The sequence below is a fragment of the Clostridium aciditolerans genome (assembly GCF_016316925.1).
GTDB lineage: Bacteria > Bacillota > Clostridia > Clostridiales > Clostridiaceae > Clostridium_AM > Clostridium_AM aciditolerans.
In genome coordinates this window covers 143,724-166,570 of the sequence record NZ_JAEEGB010000015.1, presented here as the reverse complement: position 1 = coordinate 166,570, position 22,847 = coordinate 143,724, and the positions used below count along the sequence as shown (strand labels likewise).

Annotated in this window: 21 protein-coding genes and 20 tRNA genes; 38 read left to right on the top strand and 3 right to left on the bottom strand. The window is 31.8% G+C overall.

The features are described 5' to 3' along the window. Nucleotides 1-71 precede the first annotated feature (71 nt). The 3 genes from pcrA to I6U51_RS14240 all read left to right on the top strand — a co-directional run bounded on the left by pcrA (nt 72) and on the right by I6U51_RS14240 (nt 4,698). Entirely contained in the window at nt 72-2,333 is a 2,262-nt protein-coding gene (gene pcrA / locus I6U51_RS14250; protein ID WP_211143265.1) for a DNA helicase PcrA, read from the top strand. A 9-nt stretch (nt 2,334-2,342) separates the two neighbouring features. Continuing rightward, the gene (gene ligA, locus I6U51_RS14245) at nt 2,343-4,343 is read left to right on the top strand and encodes an NAD-dependent DNA ligase LigA (protein WP_211143264.1); all 2,001 of its coding nucleotides are present in this window, start codon (nt 2,343-2,345) and stop codon (nt 4,341-4,343) included. 85 nt (nt 4,344-4,428) lie between these two features. Next, entirely contained in the window at nt 4,429-4,698 is a 270-nt protein-coding gene (locus I6U51_RS14240; RefSeq protein ID WP_211143263.1) for a hypothetical protein, read from the top strand. Between the two features lie 89 nt (nt 4,699-4,787). On the opposite strand, the gene I6U51_RS14235 is transcribed toward I6U51_RS14240, so the two are convergent. Then, the gene (locus I6U51_RS14235; protein ID WP_178908361.1) at nt 4,788-4,973 is read right to left on the bottom strand and encodes a hypothetical protein; all 186 of its coding nucleotides are present in this window, start codon (nt 4,971-4,973) and stop codon (nt 4,788-4,790) included. A 218-nt stretch (nt 4,974-5,191) separates the two neighbouring features. Here I6U51_RS14235 and I6U51_RS14230 point away from each other — a divergent pair, with 218 nt between their 5' ends. After that, nucleotides 5,192-5,638 (top strand): hypothetical protein, encoded by a 447-nt coding sequence (locus I6U51_RS14230; RefSeq protein WP_211143262.1) that lies wholly within the window; start codon nt 5,192-5,194, stop codon nt 5,636-5,638. Between the two features lie 115 nt (nt 5,639-5,753). Continuing rightward, nucleotides 5,754-7,355 (top strand): peptide ABC transporter substrate-binding protein, encoded by a 1,602-nt coding sequence (locus I6U51_RS14225; RefSeq protein ID WP_211143261.1) that lies wholly within the window; start codon nt 5,754-5,756, stop codon nt 7,353-7,355. Nucleotides 7,356-7,370: 15 nt separating this feature from the next. Here the strand turns inward: I6U51_RS14225 and I6U51_RS14220 are convergent, their stop codons facing one another. Together I6U51_RS14220 and I6U51_RS14215 are read right to left on the bottom strand one after the other, a co-directional pair. Next, a complete protein-coding gene (locus tag I6U51_RS14220; RefSeq protein WP_246517350.1) occupies nt 7,371-7,532 on the bottom strand; it encodes a hydroxymyristoyl-ACP dehydratase in 162 nt (53 codons plus the stop codon). Nucleotides 7,533-7,645: 113 nt separating this feature from the next. Further along, nucleotides 7,646-9,073, bottom strand: a complete 1,428-nt coding sequence (locus tag I6U51_RS14215) for a hypothetical protein (protein ID WP_211143260.1) — start codon at nt 9,071-9,073, stop codon at nt 7,646-7,648. Between the two features lie 95 nt (nt 9,074-9,168). Between I6U51_RS14215 and I6U51_RS14210 the strand changes: the two genes are divergently transcribed. The 33 genes from I6U51_RS14210 (at nt 9,169) to I6U51_RS14050 (ending at nt 22,811) form a co-directional block, all read left to right on the top strand. Further along, complete coding sequence (locus tag I6U51_RS14210; RefSeq protein WP_211143259.1) at nt 9,169-10,158, top strand: AIR synthase family protein; 990 nt, start codon at nt 9,169-9,171, stop codon at nt 10,156-10,158. An 83-nt stretch (nt 10,159-10,241) separates the two neighbouring features. Next, nucleotides 10,242-10,988, top strand: coding sequence for a ribonuclease PH (rph, locus tag I6U51_RS14205; protein ID WP_211143258.1), 747 nt, complete (start codon nt 10,242-10,244; stop codon nt 10,986-10,988). Continuing rightward, nucleotides 10,988-11,593 carry an XTP/dITP diphosphatase gene (locus I6U51_RS14200; protein ID WP_211143257.1) on the top strand — a complete coding sequence of 202 codons (606 nt, stop codon included), beginning with the start codon at nt 10,988-10,990 and terminating at the stop codon, nt 11,591-11,593. The genes rph and I6U51_RS14200 overlap by 1 nt, the downstream gene beginning before the upstream one ends. Nucleotides 11,594-11,595: 2 nt before the next feature. Beyond that, nucleotides 11,596-12,066, top strand: coding sequence for a metallophosphoesterase (locus I6U51_RS14195; protein WP_211143256.1), 471 nt, complete (start codon nt 11,596-11,598; stop codon nt 12,064-12,066). 129 nt (nt 12,067-12,195) lie between these two features. Next, a tRNA-Pro gene (locus tag I6U51_RS14190) sits at nt 12,196-12,271 on the top strand. Nucleotides 12,272-12,345: 74 nt separating this feature from the next. Beyond that, nucleotides 12,346-12,419, top strand: a tRNA-Gly gene (locus I6U51_RS14185). A gap of 6 nt (nt 12,420-12,425) precedes the next feature. After that, nucleotides 12,426-12,502, top strand: a tRNA-Arg gene (locus tag I6U51_RS14180). Between the two features lie 5 nt (nt 12,503-12,507). Continuing rightward, a tRNA-His gene (locus I6U51_RS14175) sits at nt 12,508-12,583 on the top strand. A gap of 5 nt (nt 12,584-12,588) precedes the next feature. After that, nucleotides 12,589-12,663: transfer RNA gene (locus I6U51_RS14170), tRNA-Gln, on the top strand. Nucleotides 12,664-12,667: 4 nt separating this feature from the next. After that, nucleotides 12,668-12,743, top strand: a tRNA-Lys gene (locus tag I6U51_RS14165). Nucleotides 12,744-12,808: 65 nt separating this feature from the next. Then, nucleotides 12,809-12,892 (top strand) — tRNA-Leu (locus I6U51_RS14160). A gap of 7 nt (nt 12,893-12,899) precedes the next feature. Beyond that, nucleotides 12,900-12,974 (top strand) — tRNA-Gly (locus tag I6U51_RS14155). Nucleotides 12,975-12,978: 4 nt separating this feature from the next. Continuing rightward, a tRNA-Gly gene (locus I6U51_RS14150) sits at nt 12,979-13,052 on the top strand. 45 nt (nt 13,053-13,097) lie between these two features. Continuing rightward, nucleotides 13,098-13,173 (top strand) — tRNA-Lys (locus tag I6U51_RS14145). Nucleotides 13,174-13,180: 7 nt separating this feature from the next. Beyond that, a tRNA-Pro gene (locus I6U51_RS14140) sits at nt 13,181-13,256 on the top strand. Nucleotides 13,257-13,330: 74 nt separating this feature from the next. Next, a tRNA-Gly gene (locus tag I6U51_RS14135) sits at nt 13,331-13,404 on the top strand. Nucleotides 13,405-13,410: 6 nt separating this feature from the next. Further along, nucleotides 13,411-13,487 (top strand) — tRNA-Arg (locus tag I6U51_RS14130). A 5-nt stretch (nt 13,488-13,492) separates the two neighbouring features. Beyond that, a tRNA-Lys gene (locus tag I6U51_RS14125) sits at nt 13,493-13,568 on the top strand. Between the two features lie 6 nt (nt 13,569-13,574). Further along, nucleotides 13,575-13,650: transfer RNA gene (locus I6U51_RS14120), tRNA-His, on the top strand. 9 nt (nt 13,651-13,659) lie between these two features. Next, nucleotides 13,660-13,735, top strand: a tRNA-Lys gene (locus I6U51_RS14115). 65 nt (nt 13,736-13,800) lie between these two features. After that, a tRNA-Leu gene (locus I6U51_RS14110) sits at nt 13,801-13,884 on the top strand. 7 nt (nt 13,885-13,891) lie between these two features. Next, nucleotides 13,892-13,966, top strand: a tRNA-Gly gene (locus I6U51_RS14105). Nucleotides 13,967-13,970: 4 nt separating this feature from the next. Further along, nucleotides 13,971-14,044, top strand: a tRNA-Gly gene (locus I6U51_RS14100). A gap of 45 nt (nt 14,045-14,089) precedes the next feature. After that, nucleotides 14,090-14,166 (top strand) — tRNA-Arg (locus I6U51_RS14095). Between the two features lie 284 nt (nt 14,167-14,450). Beyond that, nucleotides 14,451-15,398, top strand: a complete 948-nt coding sequence (locus I6U51_RS14090; RefSeq protein ID WP_211143255.1) for a flavodoxin domain-containing protein — start codon at nt 14,451-14,453, stop codon at nt 15,396-15,398. Between the two features lie 477 nt (nt 15,399-15,875). Next, on the top strand, nt 15,876-17,090 hold the full coding sequence (gene ilvA, locus I6U51_RS14085; RefSeq protein WP_211143254.1) for a threonine ammonia-lyase: 1,215 nt from the start codon (nt 15,876-15,878) through the stop codon (nt 17,088-17,090). A gap of 221 nt (nt 17,091-17,311) precedes the next feature. After that, nucleotides 17,312-18,571, top strand: a complete 1,260-nt coding sequence (locus I6U51_RS14080; protein ID WP_211143253.1) for a double-cubane-cluster-containing anaerobic reductase — start codon at nt 17,312-17,314, stop codon at nt 18,569-18,571. Nucleotides 18,572-18,603: 32 nt separating this feature from the next. After that, a complete protein-coding gene (locus tag I6U51_RS14075; protein ID WP_211143252.1) occupies nt 18,604-18,855 on the top strand; it encodes a putative Se/S carrier protein in 252 nt (83 codons plus the stop codon). A gap of 60 nt (nt 18,856-18,915) precedes the next feature. Then, nucleotides 18,916-19,158 carry a putative Se/S carrier protein gene (locus I6U51_RS14070; protein WP_178909366.1) on the top strand — a complete coding sequence of 81 codons (243 nt, stop codon included), beginning with the start codon at nt 18,916-18,918 and terminating at the stop codon, nt 19,156-19,158. 30 nt (nt 19,159-19,188) lie between these two features. Then, entirely contained in the window at nt 19,189-19,947 is a 759-nt protein-coding gene (locus I6U51_RS14065) for an acyl-CoA dehydratase activase (RefSeq protein ID WP_211143251.1), read from the top strand. A gap of 256 nt (nt 19,948-20,203) precedes the next feature. Beyond that, on the top strand, nt 20,204-21,124 hold the full coding sequence (gene pyrB / locus I6U51_RS14060) for an aspartate carbamoyltransferase (protein ID WP_211143250.1): 921 nt from the start codon (nt 20,204-20,206) through the stop codon (nt 21,122-21,124). Nucleotides 21,125-21,143: 19 nt separating this feature from the next. Next, nucleotides 21,144-21,575: an aspartate carbamoyltransferase regulatory subunit gene (locus I6U51_RS14055; protein ID WP_211143249.1), complete on the top strand. Its 432-nt coding sequence runs from the start codon at nt 21,144-21,146 to the stop codon at nt 21,573-21,575. Between the two features lie 51 nt (nt 21,576-21,626). Further along, nucleotides 21,627-22,811, top strand: a complete 1,185-nt coding sequence (locus I6U51_RS14050; protein WP_211143248.1) for a dihydroorotase — start codon at nt 21,627-21,629, stop codon at nt 22,809-22,811. Nucleotides 22,812-22,847: the final 36 nt, after the last annotated feature.

Genomic DNA, 22,847 nt, shown 5'->3' with positions numbered 1-22,847 from the left:
GATTAAATCAGTACTTAAATGTTATAATATTAAACATGAGAATTTTGTATAGTAATCAGGGAGTGAATTATATGGATTTAAAAAAGCTTTTAAATAAGGAACAGTATGATGCAGCAGTAACTGTAGAAGGACCGCTATTAATTTTAGCTGGTGCTGGTTCAGGTAAGACAAGAGTGTTAACGCATAGAATAGCTCATATGATAAAAGATTTAAATATATATCCTTCAAAAATTTTAGCTATCACTTTTACAAATAAAGCTGCGGGAGAAATGAAGGATAGAGTAAGAAGCCTAGTTGGCGATGAAGTGGATAATATGTGGGTCTCCACATTTCACTCAAGCTGTGTAAGAATTTTAAGAAGAGAAATTGATAAATTAGGATATAATAAAAATTTTGCTATATATGATAGCTATGACCAAAAAGTATTAATCAAGCAGTGTATGGAAGAGTTAAAAATAAATGATAAAGATATAACCGATAAAGAGATAATAAATAAAATAGGAGAACAGAAGGACAATTTAGTATCTCCAGAACAATTTAAGAGAGAAAATGAGCATAATTTTAGAGTGAATAAAATTGCAGATATGTACAGTTTATATCAAAAAAAGCTTAAAAATAATAATGCATTAGATTTTGATGATTTAATTTACAAAACAGTAGAGCTATTTAAGAAAAATCCAGATGTATTGGAATTCTATCAAAAGAAATTTAAATACATAATGGTAGATGAGTACCAAGATACCAACAAGTCTCAATATGAGTTTGTAAGACTTTTAGCATCAGCTCATAGAAACATTTGTGTTGTTGGTGACGATGATCAGTGTATCTATGCATGGAGAGGCGCAGACATAAGAAACATATTAGACTTTGAAAAAGATTACCCAGAGGCAAAGGTAATTAAGCTTGAACAAAACTATAGATCTAAAGGAAATATATTAAGAGCTGCTAATGATGTTATAAAAAACAATGCTCAAAGAAAGAATAAAATCCTTAGAACGGAAAGTGAAAGTGGAGAAAAAATAAAATTACATAGATCATTTTCTGATATAGATGAAGGAATTTATGTAGCATCTCAAATAAAAAGAATTAGAGAGGAGCAAAATAAAAAATACAAGAATTTTGCAGTACTTTATAGAACTAATGCTCAATCTCGTATATTTGAAGATGTTTTTATGAAATCCAATATACCATATAGAATAGTTGGTGGTCTTAAGTTTTATGACAGAAAAGAAATAAAAGATATAATGGCATATTTAAAGTTTATAAATAATCCACTTGATGATGTAAGCTTAAAAAGAATTATAAATGTTCCTAAAAGAAGCATAGGAGATACTACAGTACAGAAAGTTCAAGAGTTTGCAGGCTCAATGGATGAGTGTATGTATAGTGTTTTATTAGATGTTGAAGAAGTATTAAAGCTTTCAACTAGAACTATATCATCTATAAAGAAATTTGTAAGCTTAATAAATAGCTTTATTAGAAGCAGAGATCAAATTAAGGTGTCTACCTTGATAAAAGAAATATTAGAGACTACAGGATATTTAGAAGAACTTAAAAATTCAAAGGATTTAGAAGCTCTAAGCAGAATAGAAAACTTAAAAGAACTTGTATCTGCAGCTGTAGAATTTGAAAGTTCATCAGAAGATAAGTCTCTATCCGCATTTTTAGAAAAAGTTACGTTAGTATCTGATATAGATAATTTTGATGAAGAGGCGGATAGTGTAGTTATGATGACAGTTCATAGTGCAAAAGGGCTAGAGTTCCCTGTAGTATTTATGGTTGGTATGGAAAATGGAATATTCCCGGGAAATCAAGCCTTAAATGATTTTGCTGAAATGGAAGAAGCGAGAAGGCTTTGTTATGTTGCAATAACTAGAGCTGAGGAGCAATTATATATAACTTCTGCTGAAACTAGAAGAGTGTTTGGAAAAACTGCTGCCTTTTCAGAATCAGATTTTGTACAGGAAATATCTAAGGAATTAGTAGAATATGATAATCCTGCTAAAAGGGGCTTTGGAAAGTTTGGAACTACTATGAATAGCAACTTAAATAGCAATTTAAATAGGAACAGCTTTAGTAATTCACCATCTCCGCTAAGAAATACAGGAATTAAACAGGTTGCAGTGGATGCTGCTAGTAATAATAAAGAAGATAAAAACTCTCTAAAGCTTGAAAATATCAAAGTCGGAATAAAAGTCAAACATCTAAAGTTTGGAGTAGGAACTATAGTAAGTGTTTCTAAGGTTGGAAATGACATAAAACTTACCATAGCTTTTGATAAGATGGGAATCAAAAACTTAATGTATGGAGTCGCTCCATTAGAGGCTGTTTAGGGGGAAAATATGAGTTTAAATAGTGATAAAGTAACAATAATTAAGGAACTAGTAGAGGAATTAAATAAGTATGCACATGAATATTATGTATTAGATAACCCAAGTGTTTCAGATAAAGAGTATGATAAGAAATACGATGAGTTAACTAAACTTGAAAAGGAAACTGGAATCGTACTTCCTTACTCTCCTACGCAAAGAGTAGGAGACAGAGTGTTGGCTGAGTTTCAAAAGTATGCTCATAAAGGAAGATTGTGGAGCTTAGATAAAGCTCAAGATGTTCAGGGAATTAGAGAATGGCATATAAGAAATAAAAAGTCAGTAGATGAGTATAATTCTAGCCATGAAGATAAGTTACCTGAACTTAAATATGTGCTTACTAAAAAGTTTGATGGACTTACTATTAACTGTACCTATGATGAAAATGGAATACTTATTAAAGCTGCCACTAGAGGAACAGGTGAAGTCGGAGAAGATATAACAGCACAGGTAAAAACAATAAAAGCTCTTCCTCTAAAAATAAATAACAGCAGTGTTATAGAAGTTCATGGAGAGGCTGTTATGACGAAGACAGCTTTTGAGGAATATAATAAAAAAGCTGAGACTCCATTAAAGAACTTAAGAAATGGGGCTGCTGGAGCTTTAAGAAACTTAAACGTAAAAGAAACAGCTAGAAGAAATTTATCAGCCTTTTTTTACGATATAGGATATAACGAAGGAACAGCATTTAGAAGTTACGTTGAAATGATGAACTTTATAAAAGAAATGGGTTTTCCACAAGATGATTATGTTAAAGTATGCAGAAACATAGAAGAGATAGAAGAAGAATTAGTAGCTGTTGAAGGTATAAGAAATACATTAGATTATGATATAGATGGTGTTGTTATTGTTGTAGACGACATGAAAACAAGAGATATACTTGGATATACTATAAAATTCCCTAAATGGGCAATTGCATATAAGTTTGAAGCAGAAGAAGCTACTACAAAACTTTTAGAGGTAGAATGGAACGTTGGCAGAAGTGGAAGAGTAACTCCTACCGCAATACTAGAGCCAGTGGAGCTAGCTGGAGTAACTGTTAAAAGGGCTACACTTAATAATATGGATGACATACAAAGAAAAGGAGTAAAAATTGGCTGTCATGTCTTTGTGCGCCGTTCTAATGATGTAATACCAGAAATTATGGGCGTAGTTGAAGAAAGTTTGAAAGAAAGTAATGAAATAGAGCCACCGACAACATGCCCTTACTGTGGTAGTGAGTTGGTACAGGAAGGTGTACATTATTTTTGTGAAAATACCTTATCCTGTAAACCTCAAATGGTAAAGAGTATTGTGCATTTTGGAAGTAGAGAAGCAATGAATATAGAAGGCTTTAGCGAAAAGACTGCAGAACAGCTTTTTGAAAAACTTCAGATTAAATCAATTGCTGATTTATATAGAATAAAAAAAGAAGATTTACTTACACTAGAAAAGTTTGGGGATAAAAAGGCTCAAAATCTAATTGATGCTATAGAAAAGAGTAAAAGTTGCGATTTATCCTCCTTTATATTTGCATTGGGAATACCTAATGTAGGTAAAAAAACTGCTAAAGATTTAGTTAAGAAATTTAAAAATTTAGATAATCTTAAAATAGCTTCCATAGACGAGCTTACATCTGTTCAAGATATAGGAGATATTGTTGCTAAAAGTATAATAGAATTCTTCAAAGAGGAGAAAATAATACAAAGTATAAATGAACTACTACAATTAGGAGTTAATCCTCGTTATGAAGAGGAAGAAATATTAGAAAGTGTTTTTTCAGGGAAAACTGTAGTAGTAACAGGTACATTGAAAAACTATACTAGAAGCAGTATAAAGGAAAAGTTAGAGTCACTTGGAGCAAAGATTGCAGGAAGTGTTAGCAAAAAGACAGACTATGTTTTAGCTGGAGAAGAAGCAGGATCTAAATATAATAAGGCAGTAGAATTAGGTGTAAGAATATTAAGCGAAGATGATTTTGAAAAAATGTTGTAGGTATTTACAAAATTATAAAAAAGGTTTATTATGAAAATGGTTTTGTTTGTACTAAAATAAAAACACAAACATGCGGAGGAGAGAAATGAGAAGGGCTATTCACTTTTTAGGATGGATGGGAGTGTCGTTAACAATACTCACACTGGTATTAACGCTCCTTACTACATATCAATTTACATATGTAAAATATTTTGATAGCTATTATACTCTTCAATGGTGCATATTCTTTACAATGGTTATTTGGGCTATCAATATGTTTGACTTTAAGGCTAGTTTTAAAAACGTAGCATATCCTGTAGCATGTATACTAATAGCAGTTGGAACGATTTTCTTTATTTATATGAAAGTTTATTAGAATTTTTGCAGTTTAAATTAAGTAGTATATTTAAAAATGGGTACAATTTTTAATAAAATTGTACCCATTTTATTTGCAAATATTTATTTTTACATATCTTTTGAGTTTTCATCTTTTTTCGTGAGCATATACATATGCTGAGTTAATTTTTCCATTAAGTAATTTTTATATTTTAATTGATTTAATATTTGGGTAAGGGTTATAAATCCCCATACCAAGGCAAATATTAAAATTAACATAGTTAATATGCCTAGTATTTCTACAGCAAGAATCATTTTAGCTTCCTCCGTATAATTATCTATTAAACTTTTTATTAAGATAGGATTTTACATTATTTCTTTTAGCAGAAGCTGCTAAAAATATGTAAATATTATATCATAAAAATAGGCAAAAAATATCACTTTTGATTAAAAATAGGCAGAAAATTAATTGTATCAAAATTATATTTGATTTCATATAATTAACTAATATTAATAATTTGTGGAGGAGGAACGTGAGCAATATAGTTGATAAAGCTTATTTAAAACTAAGAAAAGATGAGGCTTATAAGGCAAAGTATAAGCTAAAAAGAATAAACATAGACATGATAACTGAAAACATAACTAAAAATTGCTGGAATTATAATATACATTATAATATAATTTTAAAAAATTCAGATTTTGTTATTATAAAGCTCACAGGAGCTGAAAGAACCATATTATTTAAGTATCATAAAAAAGAAAAGGTTTTGCTACAAGAGTATGAAACATTCTTAGAGTGTTTAAATCAGAATGACATAGAAAGAGGTATATATATTACTACAGGTGTATTTGATGAAAAAATAAACAAATATATTGATACTAGCTTCTATAAAAAGGTTCAAAAGATAGATGGTATTAAATTTATGAAAAAGCAATTTAGTATAGAACAATTAAGCTTTTTAGAATATCTTCCTCAATGAATAGAAAATAAACAAAACTTTATACGAGTTTTGTTTATTTTTCTTTTAACTGCCAATAATTTAAATATATTGATTGTTTTTTATATGTTTAAAGAAAAAAATAGGGAGATATTTCATGAAGAAGTTTATAGTTAGCATATTAATTTTAAGTTCTGTATTTTTAAATGGGTGCGTTGAGAAGAGTGTACAAGGAAATAAAAATATAAATATAAAAGATTACATAGTATATAATGTTGGAGAGCTGCCAAAAGATTTATCAATGCTTACAGACTATAATATTAGACAGCAGGATTTTCTTGTAAATTTATTTGAAGGATTAGTGAAAACAGATGAAAAAGGAAATATTATTCCTGGTTTAAGTGGTAGTTGGACTTTAAGTAAAGATGAAACTTGTTATACATTTAATATAAGAGAAGATGCAAAATGGAGTGATGGAAGCGATATTACAGCAGAAGATTTTGTTACCTTCTTTTCTCAAATATTAAATAAAGATTTAAATAATAAGTTTGCAGAACAATTATATTATATATTTGGTGCTTCAGAATATAGACATGGTAAAAAAGGGTTTAATGATGTGGCAATCAGAGCTATTGATAAGAAAAAACTCGAAATAAGATTAAATTATCCTTGTAATTACTTTTTGAATATACTTGCAGAGCCAATATATTCGCTAAGAAAATTTAATAATAATCTATTTGAGTGGAAAAAAAATTATAAAGAAATCTTATACACAGGCTGTTTTATTATAGATGATATATCTAATAATAGTTATATAAGCCTTGTAAAAAACAACAACTATTGGAATGAAGATGAAGTAAAAAGTAACAAGATTATGTTATCTTGCATTGATGGTAGTGAAGCAGCATTAGCTGCATATCAAAGCGATAAGGTAGATATATTTGTAGATCCGCCAATAAGTGAAGCTAAGAATCTTATTAGTTTAGGAAAAGCTAATCAGGTATCAACATATACAACTGATGCTCTGGTTTTTAACTTAAAAAAAGAAGGTATAATAAAAGATGTTAACTTCAGAAAGGCCATAGCAGTCAGTATAGATAGAATCTATATATCAAAAGAAATATTAAGTGAAACAGCAAAACCAGCTCTAACATATATTCCGACAAACATTAGTAATGGCCTAAATGGACAATTCGTAAACAAGTCATATTTTACAAGCGCTTTAGAAAAAGATAAAGCATTAGACTTTATAAAAAAGACTAAATTTGATAAAAATAATGAGCCTTTGAAGCTAATTTATTTGGACACAATAGAAAATAAAAAGGTTTGTGAAGCTATATCTAAAAACCTACGTGATAACTTACAAATAAAGATTGAATGTATCGGTTACAATGCTGAAGAGTTTAATGATGAATTGAGTAAGGGAGATTATGATATAGCTAAAGTTGAATATGAAGGAAGCTATGATTATCCTCTATCATTTCTTGAAAGATGGACTATTAATTCTAAGGATAATATTTACGGATACAAGAATATTGATCTAGACAATACATTAGAAAAAAGTAAAATGGAAAAAGATAAAGGTAAAAAAATAGAACTATTAAGGTCTGGAGAAAATATATTATTTGAAGATATGCCGATGATTCCACTGTACTGTAGTAATATAGTAATTTGTAAAAAGAGTAATATAGAAGATATAAGCATTACAAAAAAGGGAAATATTAAATTAGATAAAGTATATATAAACTTGCAACCTTAATAAAAAAACTACCCCTTAATTTGAAGGGGCAGTTTTTTTATTAGGTTGCTTTAAAATAAAGTAGGCACAGTCTGCTTCTCCATTAGTCGAAAAACTTGAAATTGGTGTTACATGATTTAAAGTACATTTTCCGTTTCTTTCATGTATGCACTTTTCAGAACAATTTATGTTCATCATAAATTACATACCTCCTTTTAAAGCAGGCTGAAGTTTTAGCATAAGCACATGCTTGTACTGTGGTTATATTATTATAACCCAAAAATTAAAATATTATTTTTTAATATTCTTTTTTAATATTCTTGATCAAATTCTATATCTTCTTCCATTATCTTATGAACTAACTTTTTTGGTCTTAGAACGTGAATAATCAAGAAAAATATCAACATGTTTTTATAAGTATCAAAGGAGTTTTTAGGAACTTTAAAGACTTCTTTTTTCTTATTATAGCAAACATTTTTATTAAATACTGAAGCTAATTCACAGTTTTCAGGAGTAGGAATTGAGGCCATCCTAAAATCCTGCTCTTCTAGTAGATCTTCAGATTTTAGCGTATAATTTTTATATCTTTCTACATCCTGCAAGTCAGGCGCGTCAGGCCAACTTGCTATAATCCCTGAATCTACAAGTTGACGCTTGAATACATCTAATATTATTAAATCACTCTTATCCGCATCTTCACTTGTATGTGAATGAATAATGCAAACTAAAACATATAGAGCAATTTCTAAGCAGGAAAAAGTGATGTCTTTACTTTCAGTGTCTTTAAGGAAGATGCCTTTTTCAGGGTCATATAATTCAAGGAACCTAGTATACATATTTTCTGCTTTATCTTTAAATTTCGCAATTCCTGTATTTCTGTAGAATAGGATAAAATTAATATAATTCATACAGTCTTTCTCTAAATCAAATTCCATAGAACAATCATTATTTTTTTCATACAGTAATTCCGATAAATCTAGTAATAAAACTTTACAATCTTCATTTTTAGAATACTTGTAAAATATATTTAAACCTAAACATAGCTCAACAAGTTCACTAGAAGAAAGCAAATATAGATCTTCTTTGAAAGTAATAAACATATTTAATATATCTAGTGAAAAGTTTTTGTAATTATATTTATCCTCATCTTTGCACAAGTAAGCGCACTTATAGTATGCAGCCATTAATAATGCTTGAGTAGAAAATTTAAATTTTTTATTTTTTTCTTCAAATTTTAATTCGCCAGTAAAAAGATCACTTGCATCTTTTTTATCTATAAATACTCCCTCATCATTTCTAAAATAAGAAGCGTAAAATTCTAGTTGTTTTTTAGATAACAACAAATATAGGTTAGCTAAATTGTAATTTTTGGCGTTTATGTTTTTAAAGCTACTGTAATAATCGTATAATTCTAAAAGACATAATGTCATTAAAGCGTTACTGTCTATGTTTATTTCTTTTTTAAATTTATCTTCATCCCAGCATAAGTTGTTTTCAATGTTTATAAGTTTAGGACTTGCCTTTTTATATATACATAGAAGTGGAGAAACATCTTTAAATGTGTTAATATCAAAATTAGATATATTTTTTACTTTAAGTTCTTTAAGCGAGGTGTGTATCCCACACTTAGAGTATAGTGTAATTTGTTTTAAAGATTCTTTTGCTAAATAAAAGAGTTGATGTTCAACATTTTCTTTTTTTAATTTATTTATTCTTAGAAAGGGTCCAATATATTTCAAACACATGCACCTACCATAAATTAATCCTTATATAAATAATATGAAGTAGGTAGTAAAATAGTGCTTGTTTATTTAATAGAAAGGAAGAAATTTTAATGAAAGTAGGAAAATTAAACTGGGATGATCTAAAAGAAATAATAGATGGCAGCAGAAAAGTTAGGAGAGACGATGTAAGAATCAGAAGTGGTGTAGGAGAAGATTGTAGCGTGGTGGAATTTGGAAGCCATGAATGTATACTTTCTACAGATCCTATAACTGGAGCTGATGCTAATAGTGGTAAGTTAGCAGTGCACATAAACTGCAATGATATAGCTTCTTGTGGAGTTGAACCTATAGGTATTCTAGTAACAATTTTGGCTCCAGAAAATACATCACTAGATGAAATAAAAGAAGTAATGAAAGAAATAGGAGAAGAAACTCAAAAGCTTAATGTTGAAATCTTAGGAGGCCATACTGAAATAACAAGAGCTGTAAATAAAATGGTAATATCTTGTACGGTAATTGGTAAAGCTCCAAAGGGAAAAGCAGTAGCTACTTCAGGAGCTAAGGAAGGTGATGATATAATCGTTACTAAACAGTTATGTCTTGAAGGCACTAGCATAATAGTTAATGACTATAAAAATAAAATAAAAGATATTCTAACGGAAGAAGAAATAGAAGAAGCTCAAAATTATACAAATTATTTAAGTGTAGTAAATGAAGGGATTATATCTGGAAACTTTGGAGTTAATTCTATGCATGATATAACAGAAGGGGGAGTGCTGGGAGCATTATGGGAAGTTGCAGAAGCCAGCAACATGGGATTTAAGGTATACAAAGAAAAGATGCCTATAAGTAGTATAACCCAAAGGATATGCAGAGAATGTTCTATAGATCCTCTTAGATTCATATCATCAGGAAGCATGCTTATAACAACTAAAAATGGAAACGAATTAATAGAAATACTTAAAAAAGAAGGTATCAAAGCTACAATAATAGGTAAAATTATTAAAGGAAAAGGCATATTGGTAGATAAAAATATAGAAAAGGAAGTAGAGCCGCCTGAGAGAGATGAGCTATTTGTGTTAGAAGAAAAAATGAAATAAACTGGCAGAATTGAATGCACAATAGGCCATTAATAATGTATAATAATTAAGTAATAGAAAGTTGGTTCTTTTGGAGGTAAAAAATGAGAGTTGATGGTAGAAAAAATGATCAAAATAGACATATAAAAATAACAAGAAACTATACAAAATATGCAGAAGGTGCAGTTTTAATAGAAACAGGTGACACAAAGGTAATTTGTACAGCATCGATAGAGGATAAAGTTCCTCCATTTTTAAAAGGAAAAGGTGAGGGATGGATTACTTGTGAATATAATATGATACCAAGAGCTACTCAAGTTAGAAAAGTCAGAGATATAACTAGAGGTAAAATTGATGGAAGAACTATGGAGATACAAAGATTAATAGGAAGAGCACTAAGATCAATAGTTGACTTAAAAGCTATAGGTGAAAAGACAATATGGGTAGATTGTGATGTTATTCAGGCGGATGGAGGAACAAGGACTGCATCTATATCTGGGGCTTTTGTAGCACTAGTGGATGCTGTTAATAAGCTTCATAAACAGTCTCCTTTTTCAATATACCCTATAAGAGATTTTGTTAGTGCTGTAAGTGTTGGAATTGTAGATAATGTGAAGATGCTGGATTTATGTTATGAAGAGGATTCAAAAGCAAAAGTTGATATGAATGTGGTTATGACTGATTCTGGTGAATTTGTAGAGATACAGGGAACTGGAGAGCAAAGTCCTTTTAGTAGAGCGGATTTAAATGAGCTTATAGCATTAGCAGAAAAAGGCGCAAAACATATGATTCAAGTGCAAAAAGATAGCTTGAAAATGGACTCATTATGGGTTGGAACAGGTGATAGATAATGAGAAGGTTAATAGTAGCGAGTAACAATGCAAAAAAAATAAAAGAGATTAAACAAATATTAGAAAAATACCAAATAGAAGTAGTATCACTAAAAGAAGCGGGAATAGATATAGATGTTGAAGAAGACGGAAATACATTCATTGAAAATTCTTATAAAAAAGCTAGTGAAATATATAAAATTGTAGAGGGATCTATGGTGCTGGCAGATGACTCTGGTCTCGCAGTTGATTGTTTAAACGGTGCACCAGGTATTTATTCTGCTAGGTTTGCAGGAGAACATGGAAATGATAAAAAGAATAATGAAAAGCTTTTAGATTTATTGAAAGATAAAAAAGATGAAGAAAGAAAAGCCAAGTTCATATGTGCAATAGCATTAATAATAAGCGATGATAAAATAGTAAAAGTTCAAGGCGAAATAGAAGGAAGAATAATAGATGAAGAAAGAGGAAGCAATGGATTTGGATATGATCCATTGTTTTATATACCTGAATACAAAATGACATTTGCAGAGATGGACTCCGAACTTAAGAATTCCATAAGTCACAGAGCAAAAGCTCTGAAAAAAATAGAAGGAGAAATAAAAAAACTTATGGAGGAGGAGTAATATTGATAATAGGAGTAATAAGTGATACACATAGATACTCATGGATCATAGAAAATACTATAAATAAACTAGAAAATCCCGATATACTTATTCATTTAGGTGATAATGTTCAAGACCTTAAAGAAATATCTAAATATTATAAAGGTCCAATTATTAACGTAAAGGGGAATTGTGATTTTGCTGTAGATACTCCAAGTGAAAGGATTGAAATGATTGCTGGGAAAAAGGTATTCATGACTCATGGACATAAATATGATGTTAAGTATGACCTATCTAGACTAAAATATAGAGCATTAGAGTTAGAGGTCGATATAGCGTTATTTGGACATACTCATGTTTCAAAGATTGCTTACGAAAATGGAATATGGTTTGTAAACCCAGGAAGTCCAGCTGTATCAAGAGATGGGTTTAATAGCATAGCCACTATAAAAATAGAAGATGGAAAAATCAATCCAAGCATTAAAGGTGTATAAGGCATATTAAAAAAATATAAAAAAGTTTTAAATAAGTATTGACGGAATCAAATATATCGTGTAGAATAATCTATGTCGTCGGGAGTTGATGATTCTCCTGAAGAAACAGTTCAGGGAATTCCTGAACAACGGGGTGTGGCGCAGATGGGAGCGCGCGTGGTTTGGGACCATGAGGTCGCAGGTTCAATCCCTGTCACCCCGACCACTAATGAAACTCCTCAGCAAAGCTGATGAGGATTAAAACATAACAAAATCATAGAATTTTGATATTTTATACCTGCGGGTGTAACTCAATGGTAGAGTGCTAGCCTTCCAAGCTAGTTACGAGGGTTCGATTCCCTTCACCCGCTCCAAAATATGCGTCTTTAGCTCAGTTGGATAGAGCAACGGCCTTCTAAGCCGTGTGCCAGGGGTTCGAATCCCTTAAGACGCACCATTATGGTGGACGTAGTTCAGTTGGTAGAGCGCCAGATTGTGGTTCTGGTTGTCGTGGGTTCGAATCCCATCGTTCACCCCATATATTGGGATATCGCCAAGCGGTAAGGCACCAGACTTTGACTCTGGTATTCGTAGGTTCGAATCCTGCTATCCCAGCCATTTTGGTTTACTAGCTCAGTCGGTAGAGCACATGACTTTTAATCATGGTGTCCGGGGTTCGATTCCCCGGTAAGCCACCAATAAGTAAGCATACAAAATCAAGAGTTTTGTAGCAGTTGCTTACTTAACTACATTTAAATAATTTGCAGGTGTGGCGGAATTGGCAGACGCACTAGACTTAGGATCTAGCGCCAACGGCGTGGGGGTTCGACTCCCTTCACCTGCACCAATTATCTGCGGGAGTGGCTCAGTGGTAGAGCGTCACCTTGCCAAGGTGAACGTCGCGGGTTCGAATCCCGTCTTCCGCTCCAATATGCGGGTGTAACTCAATGGTAGAGTGCTAGCCTTCCAAGCTAGTTACGAGGGTTCGATTCCCTTCACCCGCTCCAAATATGCGTCTTTAGCTCAGNNATCCCTTAAGACGCACCATTAAAGTGCCATTAGCTCAGTTGGTAGAGCACCTGACTCTTAATCAGGGTGCCCAGGGTTCGAATCCCTGATGGCGCACCATGTATCTCGGGGTGTGGCGCAGATGGGAGCGCGCGTGGTTTGGGACCATGAGGTCGCAGGTTCAATCCCTGTCACCCCGACCACTAATGAAACTCCTCAGCAAAGCTGATGAGGAGTAAAACATAACAAAGTCATAGAATTTTGATGTTTTATACCTGCGGGTGTAACTCAATGGTAGAGTGCTAGCCTTCCAAGCTAGTTACGAGGGTTCGATTCCCTTCACCCGCTCCAAAATATGCGTCTTTAGCTCAGTTGGATAGAGCAACGGCCTTCTAAGCCGTGTGCCAGGGGTTCGAATCCCTTAAGACGCACCATTAAAGTGCCATTAGCTCAGTTGGTAGAGCACCTGACTCTTAATCAGGGTGCCCAGGGTTCGAATCCCTGATGGCGCACCATGTATGGTGGACGTAGTTCAGTTGGTAGAGCGCCAGATTGTGGTTCTGGTTGTCGTGGGTTCGAATCCCATCGTTCACCCCATATAAATTTGGTTTACTAGCTCAGTCGGTAGAGCACATGACTTTTAATCATGGTGTCCGGGGTTCGATTCCCCGGTAAGCCACCAATAAGTAGGCATGCAAAATCAAGAGTTTTGTAACAGTTGCTTACTTAACTATATTTAAATAATTTGCAGGTGTGGCGGAATTGGCAGACGCACTAGACTTAGGATCTAGCGCCAACGGCGTGGGGGTTCGACTCCCTTCACCTGCACCAATTATTCGCGGGAGTGGCTCAGTGGTAGAGCGTCACCTTGCCAAGGTGAACGTCGCGGGTTCGAATCCCGTCTTCCGCTCCAATATGCGGGTGTAACTCAATGGTAGAGTGCTAGCCTTCCAAGCTAGTTACGAGGGTTCGATTCCCTTCACCCGCTCCAATACTTATTATATGAATTGAAGTAAGAGACACTAGTATCCTGTGAGCGCCCATAGCTCAGATGGATAGAGTGATGGACTTCGAATCCAGAGGCCGCAGGTTCAACTCCTGCTGGGCGCACCATTAAAAACTAGTTATATAGGGCATTACGTAAGTTTTAAATCTTATATCATAGAAACAGTCTTTAGATTACTCTAAAGACTGTTTTATTTTATCTGAAATAATTACTACTGGAATTAATATTAATAAAACCTAACTTTATATTATTAAAAATAAGAACTTATTAGGGTAAATACTTAATAAGTTCTTATTTTTATGGCGGCATAATATAAATAAATTAACTATATAATCTTAAATATAGTATTATCAAAAACTAGCATATAATTGGTTTTTATGGAGGGGATGAAATGCAAAGAACAATTATACTTTACGAAAGTAGGTATGGGACTACAGAAGTTATAGCTAAGAATTTGTCATTAATATTAGGACCATCAAAATATTGTAAAATAGAGGACTTTAAGAAAAGTGATAAAGATTTTGAGTTTTTTGTGATAGGTTCCCCTGTTTACAACGAAAAAATTCAATTAAAGACCTTAAAGTTTTTAGAAGATAATATAGAATGGATAAAAGATAAAAGAATTGCAGTTTTCTGTACTTGTATTTCAACAAAAAAAGAATATGAATATATAAATAAGCTGTTAGGAATACTAGGGAGTAGTATAGTGTATTTTCGAGCTTTAGGAGGAATAATTCAATTAGATAAATTAAATTCAGAAGATTATAGAGCCATAGAGTCATTTTGCAACAAAGTTACTATGCCATTTGTAGATATAAATATGTACGACATAAATAAAGTAATAGAATTTGGAATAGATGTAAAAAATATAAGAGATGAATTTATAAAAAGAGTGCCTGGAACTCAGTTATTAAAAGGAATAGAAGAATTTTTAAATGCACATAACACGTGTACCTTGTGTACAGCATCTAGTATAGGTGTAAGGGGAACGCCTATAGAATATAGTTATAAGGATGGATATATGTACATTATAACTGAAGGTGGAGAAAAGTTTGCAAATATATTATTAAATAATAAAGTATCAATATCAGTTTATGATAACTATCAAAGCATGATGAAACTTGGAGGTATGCAAATAACCGGTGAAGCATCCATAATTTATAACAATACAGATGAATATAAGAAGATACTATATTTAAAGGAAATAAATCCAGATAGCATAGGAGATTTTTCTGTTAATATGAATATAATTAAGATAAAAATGAGAAAAGTAGAGTTTTTGTATTCAAAATTTAAAAATATGGGATATGATATTAAACAAATATACCTATTTAACTGATTCTTTTGGATAACATTAAACAAAGGTCATGAAATATTACTTTTCATGACTTTTGTTTTGCAATATTAAGTTCATTCAATGAAATTAATATTGCAATATTCATATAAGTTTCCTTGAAAAAAAGCTGAAATTATGTAAATTTTGATTGTGTAAAGGATACAAATATGATAAAATGTAATCGAAAGTTAAAAAAAACTAAATATAACTGCATGAAAAATTGATTATATTTTACATGTTTTTTAAACAAAGGTTAATTTTTACATAATTAATTTCTTATCCGCGTACAGTGTACATTCGTAAACGTTTCTAAAAAAGACAAAATGTAAAAAAAATCAATTTGTGAAAAATGTAGATTAATGAATTATTAACAAAATAATTTTGCAATAAAAAATTCATAATTTTTAAAAGATGCAATTACTTATCTAGCTTTGCTAGATGAATATATAAAAAATATACCATTATTAGGGGGAATAAATTATGGAATTAAATTTAGAAAGAATTAAAAAAGCTCAGGAAACTATTAAGGACGTTGTAAGAAAAACTCCATTATTTTACACAAGTACTTTTTCAAAACAATGTGGTTGCAATTTATATTTAAAGTGTGAAAATAAACAAAAAACAGGTGCTTTTAAATTAAGAGGAGCTTATAATAAAGTAGCTAATCTAACAGAAGAGGAAAAGAGCAGAGGAGTTATAGCTTCATCAGCAGGAAACCATGCACAAGGAGTTGCTTATGCTGCTACAGCTTTTGGAGTTAAGGCTACAATAGCAATGCCAGTAACTGCACCACAAGCAAAAGTTCAAGCAACTAAAGGATACGGAGCAGATGTAATTCAAGCAGGTCAAGTATATGATGAATGTTATGCAAAAGCTGTAGAAGTGCAAAAAGAAACAGGAGCAACATTCCTACACCCATTTAATGATATAGATGTAATGGCTGGACAAGGAACAATAGGAGTTGAAATATTAGAAGAACTACCAAATACTGATGTAATAGTAGTTCCAATTGGTGGAGGCGGATTAATAGCTGGTATTGCAACAGCAGCTAAAGCTATAAAGCCTTCAATAAGAATAATAGGAGTACAGCCTGAAATAGTAGCATCAACAAAAGCTTCATTAGAAAAGGGAAAAGTTGTTACATTACCAGGAGCTAAATCTTTAGCAGACGGTATATCAGTTAGCACACCTGGAGATGTATGCTTCGAATATATTAAAAAATATGTTGATGAAGTAGTAACTGTTAGTGAAGATGATATAGCTTATGGTATGTTCTCACTTATGGAAAGAAATAAACTAGTTGCTGAAGGTGCTGGAGCATCTGCAATTGGATCATTATTAGCAGGAAAAGTATCGGGAATAGAAGGAAAGAACGTTGTAGCATTAATCAGTGGTGGTAACGTAGATATAGCTACTGTTTCTAAGATAATAGAAAGAGAATTAGTTCTACTAAACAGAAGATTAAGATTTACTGTAGAACTTCAAGATAAAGCAGGAACATTAGGTGCATTAATATCTGAAATAGGAATAATGGGAGGAAACGTTGTTACAGCAAGACAAAATAACAACTGGAATGAAAAAGGACTTGATTTTGCTGACGTATCCTTCGAAGTAACAGTACAATCAGCTGAACATGGCGAACAAATAATAAAAGATCTAAAAGAAAAGGGATATAGCATAGAGCTTCATAAATAATTAGTATTAAGAATAGAGTTTCCTATACTAATTATATATGCCATAAAAAAGTTTCCCGTAAAATAGGTTATTTCATTCAAAATGAAATAACCTATTTTTTATTGTAGGACTTTATTTGTAAATTCTATAGATAACTGTCGAATTATAACATATTAAAATAACGTTTACATAGTCATTGTGTTAAAATGTTACTGTAAAATAAAAGATGGAGGGATACAACAATGGGAGATTATAAAAAGCTATGGACGGAATTAGGAGTGGATTTAGAAAAACACGATAAGTTGTGTGCTGTTTTGCCTGAATTATTTGGAGCAACGTATTTAACACAAGAAAATAGACCGGAAGGCATGAACTATTTTAACTTTGTTGTTTCAGAGATACATGGTCTTAGAATACAAGAACTTGATGAACATAGAAAAAAAGGTGGAAAAGTTGTAGGTACATTTTGCGTTTTTGTTCCAGATGAAGTGATATTAGCAGCAAAAGCTGTGGGTATAGGACTTTGTGCTGGTTCACAATTCTGGATAGAAGATGGTGAAAAGGTACTTCCAAGAAATATGTGTCCTCTTATAAAGGCATTTATGGGAGCAAAAATAGGTGGGACATGCCCATACTTCCAATCCTGTGACATGGTAATCGGAGAAACAACTTGTGACGGTAAGAAAAAAGCATGGGAAATATTAAATGAACATGTGCCAGTACATGTAATGGACTTACCTCAAATGAAAAGAGCTAAAGATTATAGCAAGTGGGCAGAGGAGATAAAAGATACTATTGTTAAAATAGAAGAACTTACTGGGAATAAGGTTACAGTAGAAAGCCTTAGAGAAGGAATAAAAATTGCAAATGCTAAAAGAAAAGCATTAAAAAGATTATATGATTTAAGAAAGCATAAACCATCACCAATAAGTGGTTTGGATGCTTTATTAATATCACAAATAGCATTTTATGATGATCCACATAGATTTGTTGAAAAATTAAATGAACTTTGTGATGAACTAGATGAAAGAGTTAAGAACTTAAAAGATAATGGAAAGAAAAGATTAATGATAACAGGAACACCAATGGCAGTGCCTAACTGGAAGCTTCATTCAATAATTGAAAGTTTAAATGCTGAAGTAATTGTTGAAGAAACTTGTACAGGAACAAGATACTTTGAAAATGAAGTATCTGAAGAAGGAGAAACATTGGATGACCTAATTAAAAACTTAGCAGACAGATATTTAAAGATAAACTGCGCATGCTTTACACCAAATACAGGAAGAATTGATGATATAATCAGATATTCAAAAGAGTATGATGTAGAGGGAGTAATTGATTTTAACTTGTCATTCTGTCATACCTATGCTGTAGAACATGGATCAGTTGAAAAAGCATTAAAGGAAAAGAATATACCAGTTATGCATATTGAAACAGATTATTCCACAGAAGATTCAGGACAGATAAAAACAAGAGTTGAAGCATTCTTAGAAATGATTTAAGCGGTTAATTATCGTATGAATTAGGTGATAGTATGGAAAATATAAGACATTATATACTTTTCCCTTCACATACTGAAGGTGTTAAGTTGGAGTCCGCATTAAAGAAAGATAATATAAAACATACAATAGTGCCTACACCTAGAGAACTGTCAGTATCTTGTGGTATAGCCATTATGTATAATAAGGAAGATGAAGAGAAAATAAAAGAATTGGTAGATTGTAATAATGTTAAAATATTAGGTTTTCATTACATAAATAAAAAAGTAACCAATCCTTACTTATAGGTACAATAATTTGTATGTTATGCATATATTATTAGCAAAGCTTGAAATTTAGGTGATGAAATGGGAAAGAAGAAAGTTAAATGTTATATACTTTTCCCTTCTCTAACAGAAGGAATCAAAACGGAAACTTTGCTAAAAAAAGAAAAAATAAAGTATACTATAGTACCAACGCCAAGCAAAACCTCTGTATCTTGTGGGATTTCTATAATGTATAGTAGAAAAGATGAAGAGAAGATAAAGCGTTTAATAGAATATAACAGCATAAATGTTTTAGGATTTTATACGGAAGATAAAAAGAGATAATAATTTTTATAACTTAAAGGTGGATAGCTTATGTTTTATGTAGGAGTAGATATAGGGTCAACTGCTTCAAAAGTTTGCGTTTTAGAGGATGAAAATATAAAATCAACTTTTGTTCTGCCAACAGGATGGAGTAGTGTAGAAACCGCTGAAAATATAAAGGAAAGATTAAGTGAATTGGGAATAAATAAAAATAATTCCCAAATAGTTGCTACAGGATATGGTAGAGTATCCGTTCCTTACGCGGATAAGACAGTCACTGAGATAACCTGTCATGGCAAAGGAGCTTATTATCTATTTGGTAAAGATTGTACAGTTATCGATATAGGTGGACAGGATACAAAAGTTATTACTGTACAAAATGGAAATGTAACTAATTTTACAATGAATGATAAATGTGCAGCAGGTACAGGGCGATTTTTGGAGCTTATGGCAAACACCCTAGGCTTTGATATTGTTGAAATGTGCAAAAGAGCTCAAGAAGGTAAAGAAACAACTATAAGCTCTATGTGCACTGTATTTGCAGAGTCTGAAGTAATAAGTTTGATTGGCAGTGGAAAGAGAAGAGAAGATATAGCTTGTGGTGTAGTTGATTCAATTACAGGAAAAGTGAAGTCATTATGCCAAAAGCACTCAGATAGCTTTAGTTATTTTCTTACTGGAGGACTGAGTGCAAATCCATACATAGTTGAGAAACTTTCAGAAAAGTTAGGTTCAGCTATTAAGACGGATAAGTTAGGAAGATATGCAGGAGCTATCGGCGCAGCATTGATGGCTAAGGGAATTAAGTAATATATTGACTTAAACTAATATTTGTGTTATGATGTTCTAAGTAAAAGTAAATAACACAACATGTGTTACCTTTAAGTCCGGTCCTGTGAGGCTGGGAAGGCAAACAAGTATTAGTATATATTAAATAAGTATTAGTATAGTAAGACCTACTATATAATAATAGTTATTATTGTATGTAAATGCCTTCCATTTAGGGAGGCATTTTTTTATACCTTTAAATTTAGCACAGAGAGGCTAAGAAGGAGGAAAGTGTAGTATGTTAAGAGCAAGACATTTAATTGACACTTCAGATCTTACACTAAAAGAATTAGAAGAAATTTTCGATTTAGCACATCAAATTATGGCCAATCCTAAGGAGTTTTCACACCTGTGTGAGGACAAGATACTAGCCACATTATTTTATGAGCCAAGCACAAGAACTAGGTTTAGTTTTGAAGCAGCCATGCTTAGACTTGGAGGAAAAATTATAGGCTTTTCAGAGCCGAATTCTAGCTCAGTTTCAAAGGGAGAAAGTATAGCGGATACCACTCGAACAGTTGGATGCTATGCTGATATTATAGTTATGAGACACCCTAAGGAAGGGGCTCCAAAAGTGGCGTCTATGTACTCAGATGTACCAATAATAAATGCAGGTGATGGTGGGCATCAACACCCAACACAAACTCTTACAGATCTCCTTACTATTAAATCTATTAAAGGCGAATTATCGAATTTGAAGATAGGATGCTGTGGAGATTTAAAGTTTGGAAGAACTGTACACTCATTAATAAAAACTCTATCAAGGTTTGAAAATAACAAGTTTTATTTAATATCTCCAAATGAACTGAGAATTCCTGAGTATGTTAAAGGAGAATTGAATAAGAATAATATAGAATATACAGAGGTTGAAAAATTAGATGATGTTATAGGTGACCTTGATATACTGTATATGACAAGAGTACAGAGAGAAAGGTTTTTTAATGAAGAGGATTATATAAGGCTTAAAGATAGTTATATATTAGATATAGAAAAAATAAAAAATGCACCAGAGAAAATGATTATTCTTCATCCACTTCCTAGAGTTAATGAGATATCCATTGAGGTAGACGATGATCCAAGAGCATGTTATTTTAAACAAGCTCAGTATGGTATGTACGTAAGGATGGCTCTAATTGTAAAATTATTGGGAGCAAAATAGCTCTAGAAGGAGGAGTGAGATGTTAACTGTAAATAGTATAAAAAATGGTATAGTAATTGATCATATAAAGGCTGGATGCGGTATAAAAATATTTAATTATTTAGGATTAAATAGTGCAGATTACTCAGTTGCACTCATTATGAATGCGGAAAGCAAACAACTAGGTAAAAAAGATATTATAAAAATAGAGAATAATTTGGATATGGATTTAACAGTTTTAGGATTTATAGATCCTAACATTACTATAAATATCATAGATGATGAAACTATAAAGAGAAAAATTAATTTAAGGCTTCCAGATAAAATTGAAAATGTCATAAAGTGCAAAAACCCGAGATGTATAACGTCAGTAGAAGATAGTATATCAAATGTTTTCTATCTTATTGATGAGGATAGAGGAGAATATAAATGCAAATACTGTGACGAAATATACAAGGTTTCAGATATGTAGCTGGTGAATACAAGTCTAAAGAATATACTGAAACAAGGGAGGCACTGTTTTATGGAATTATTAATTAAAGGAGCAATGATAGTAGATTGGTCACAGAACTTTACAGGTGACATTTATATAAAAAACGGAGTAATTTGTGAAATTGGAGAAGATTTAAATAAAAATTGTAAGGTTATAGATGCTAGAGGGCTAACTGTTCTTCCTTCATTTATAGATCTGCATGTACATTTTAGAGATCCAGGTCTAACTTACAAGGAAGATTTAGAAAGTGGAAGCCGAGCAGCTGCTAAAGGCGGATATACAATGGTTAACCTTATGGCAAATACAAATCCAGTATGCAGTAGTATGGATACTGTAGAGTATGTTCTAGATAAGGCAAACAAATTAGACATTATAGATGTTCATCAAGTAGTTTCTATTACGAATAACTTTGATGGAAAAGATATAAGTCATTTAGATAAATTAAAACCATACGTAAGAATAATATCAGAAGATGGAAAAGATGTTATAGATAGCAAAGTAATGTTACAAGCTATGTTAAAGGCTAATGAAAGTAAAAGAATAGTTATGTGCCATTGCGAAGAACATTCACTTACAAATGTTGATACAAGATTAGCTGAGGACACTATGACATGGAGAAACTTGACATTAGCACAATTTACAGGATGCAGCGCTCATATGGCTCATGTAAGCACAAAAAAGTCTATGGAATATATTATAGAGTCAAAGAAAAAAGGATATAACATTACTTGTGAAGTAGCGCCTCACCATATAGCTTTAATAGATAATGATTATAAAGTAAATCCGCCTATAAGAAATAAAGAGGATGTAGATTTTATAATAAGCGCTATAAAGGATGGTTGGGTAGATGCTATAAGCACAGATCATGCGCCACATACTAGTGAAGATAAAAAGAATGGTGCTCCGGGAATATCAGGAATAGAAACGTCCTTTGCAGTATGTTATACAAAATTAGTAAAGGAAGGTCATATAACCTTAAATAAACTTTCTGAAATAATGTCAAGAAATCCTTCTAATATATTAGGAGTAAAAAAAGGACAAATAAAGATAGGCTACGATGGAGATTTAGTTATAGCTAATTTAGATAGAGAATACAGTATTTCTCCTGAGACTTTTATATCAAAGGGTAAAAATACACCCTTTGAAGGGGCAAATGTTTATGGAGATATAGTTAAAACAATAAAAGGCGGAAAAATAACTTTTAGTAAAAATTAAAATACATCATTAAATTGAGGATGGGAGTTGTACTAA

Excerpts from the sequence above, each read along its gene's own strand:
- I6U51_RS14225 (WP_211143261.1), top strand. The coding sequence starts at position 5,754 with ATGAAGAAGTTTATAGTTAGCATATTAATTTTAAGTTCTGTATTTTTA.
- I6U51_RS14080 (WP_211143253.1), top strand. The coding sequence starts at position 17,312 with ATGGGAGATTATAAAAAGCTATGGACGGAATTAGGAGTGGATTTAGAA.
- I6U51_RS14075 (WP_211143252.1), top strand. The coding sequence starts at position 18,604 with ATGGAAAATATAAGACATTATATACTTTTCCCTTCACATACTGAAGGT.
- pcrA (WP_211143265.1), top strand. The coding sequence starts at position 72 with ATGGATTTAAAAAAGCTTTTAAATAAGGAACAGTATGATGCAGCAGTA.
- ilvA (WP_211143254.1), top strand. The coding sequence starts at position 15,876 with ATGGAATTAAATTTAGAAAGAATTAAAAAAGCTCAGGAAACTATTAAG.
- I6U51_RS14090 (WP_211143255.1), top strand. The coding sequence starts at position 14,451 with ATGCAAAGAACAATTATACTTTACGAAAGTAGGTATGGGACTACAGAA.
- pyrB (WP_211143250.1), top strand. The coding sequence starts at position 20,204 with ATGTTAAGAGCAAGACATTTAATTGACACTTCAGATCTTACACTAAAA.
- I6U51_RS14200 (WP_211143257.1), top strand. The coding sequence starts at position 10,988 with ATGAGAAGGTTAATAGTAGCGAGTAACAATGCAAAAAAAATAAAAGAG.
- I6U51_RS14240 (WP_211143263.1), top strand. The coding sequence starts at position 4,429 with ATGAGAAGGGCTATTCACTTTTTAGGATGGATGGGAGTGTCGTTAACA.
- I6U51_RS14220 (WP_246517350.1), bottom strand. The coding sequence starts at position 7,532 with ATGATGAACATAAATTGTTCTGAAAAGTGCATACATGAAAGAAACGGA.
- rph (WP_211143258.1), top strand. The coding sequence starts at position 10,242 with ATGAGAGTTGATGGTAGAAAAAATGATCAAAATAGACATATAAAAATA.
- I6U51_RS14050 (WP_211143248.1), top strand. The coding sequence starts at position 21,627 with ATGGAATTATTAATTAAAGGAGCAATGATAGTAGATTGGTCACAGAAC.
- I6U51_RS14065 (WP_211143251.1), top strand. The coding sequence starts at position 19,189 with ATGTTTTATGTAGGAGTAGATATAGGGTCAACTGCTTCAAAAGTTTGC.
- I6U51_RS14235 (WP_178908361.1), bottom strand. The coding sequence starts at position 4,973 with ATGATTCTTGCTGTAGAAATACTAGGCATATTAACTATGTTAATTTTA.
- I6U51_RS14055 (WP_211143249.1), top strand. The coding sequence starts at position 21,144 with ATGTTAACTGTAAATAGTATAAAAAATGGTATAGTAATTGATCATATA.
- ligA (WP_211143264.1), top strand. The coding sequence starts at position 2,343 with ATGAGTTTAAATAGTGATAAAGTAACAATAATTAAGGAACTAGTAGAG.
- I6U51_RS14070 (WP_178909366.1), top strand. The coding sequence starts at position 18,916 with ATGGGAAAGAAGAAAGTTAAATGTTATATACTTTTCCCTTCTCTAACA.
- I6U51_RS14210 (WP_211143259.1), top strand. The coding sequence starts at position 9,169 with ATGAAAGTAGGAAAATTAAACTGGGATGATCTAAAAGAAATAATAGAT.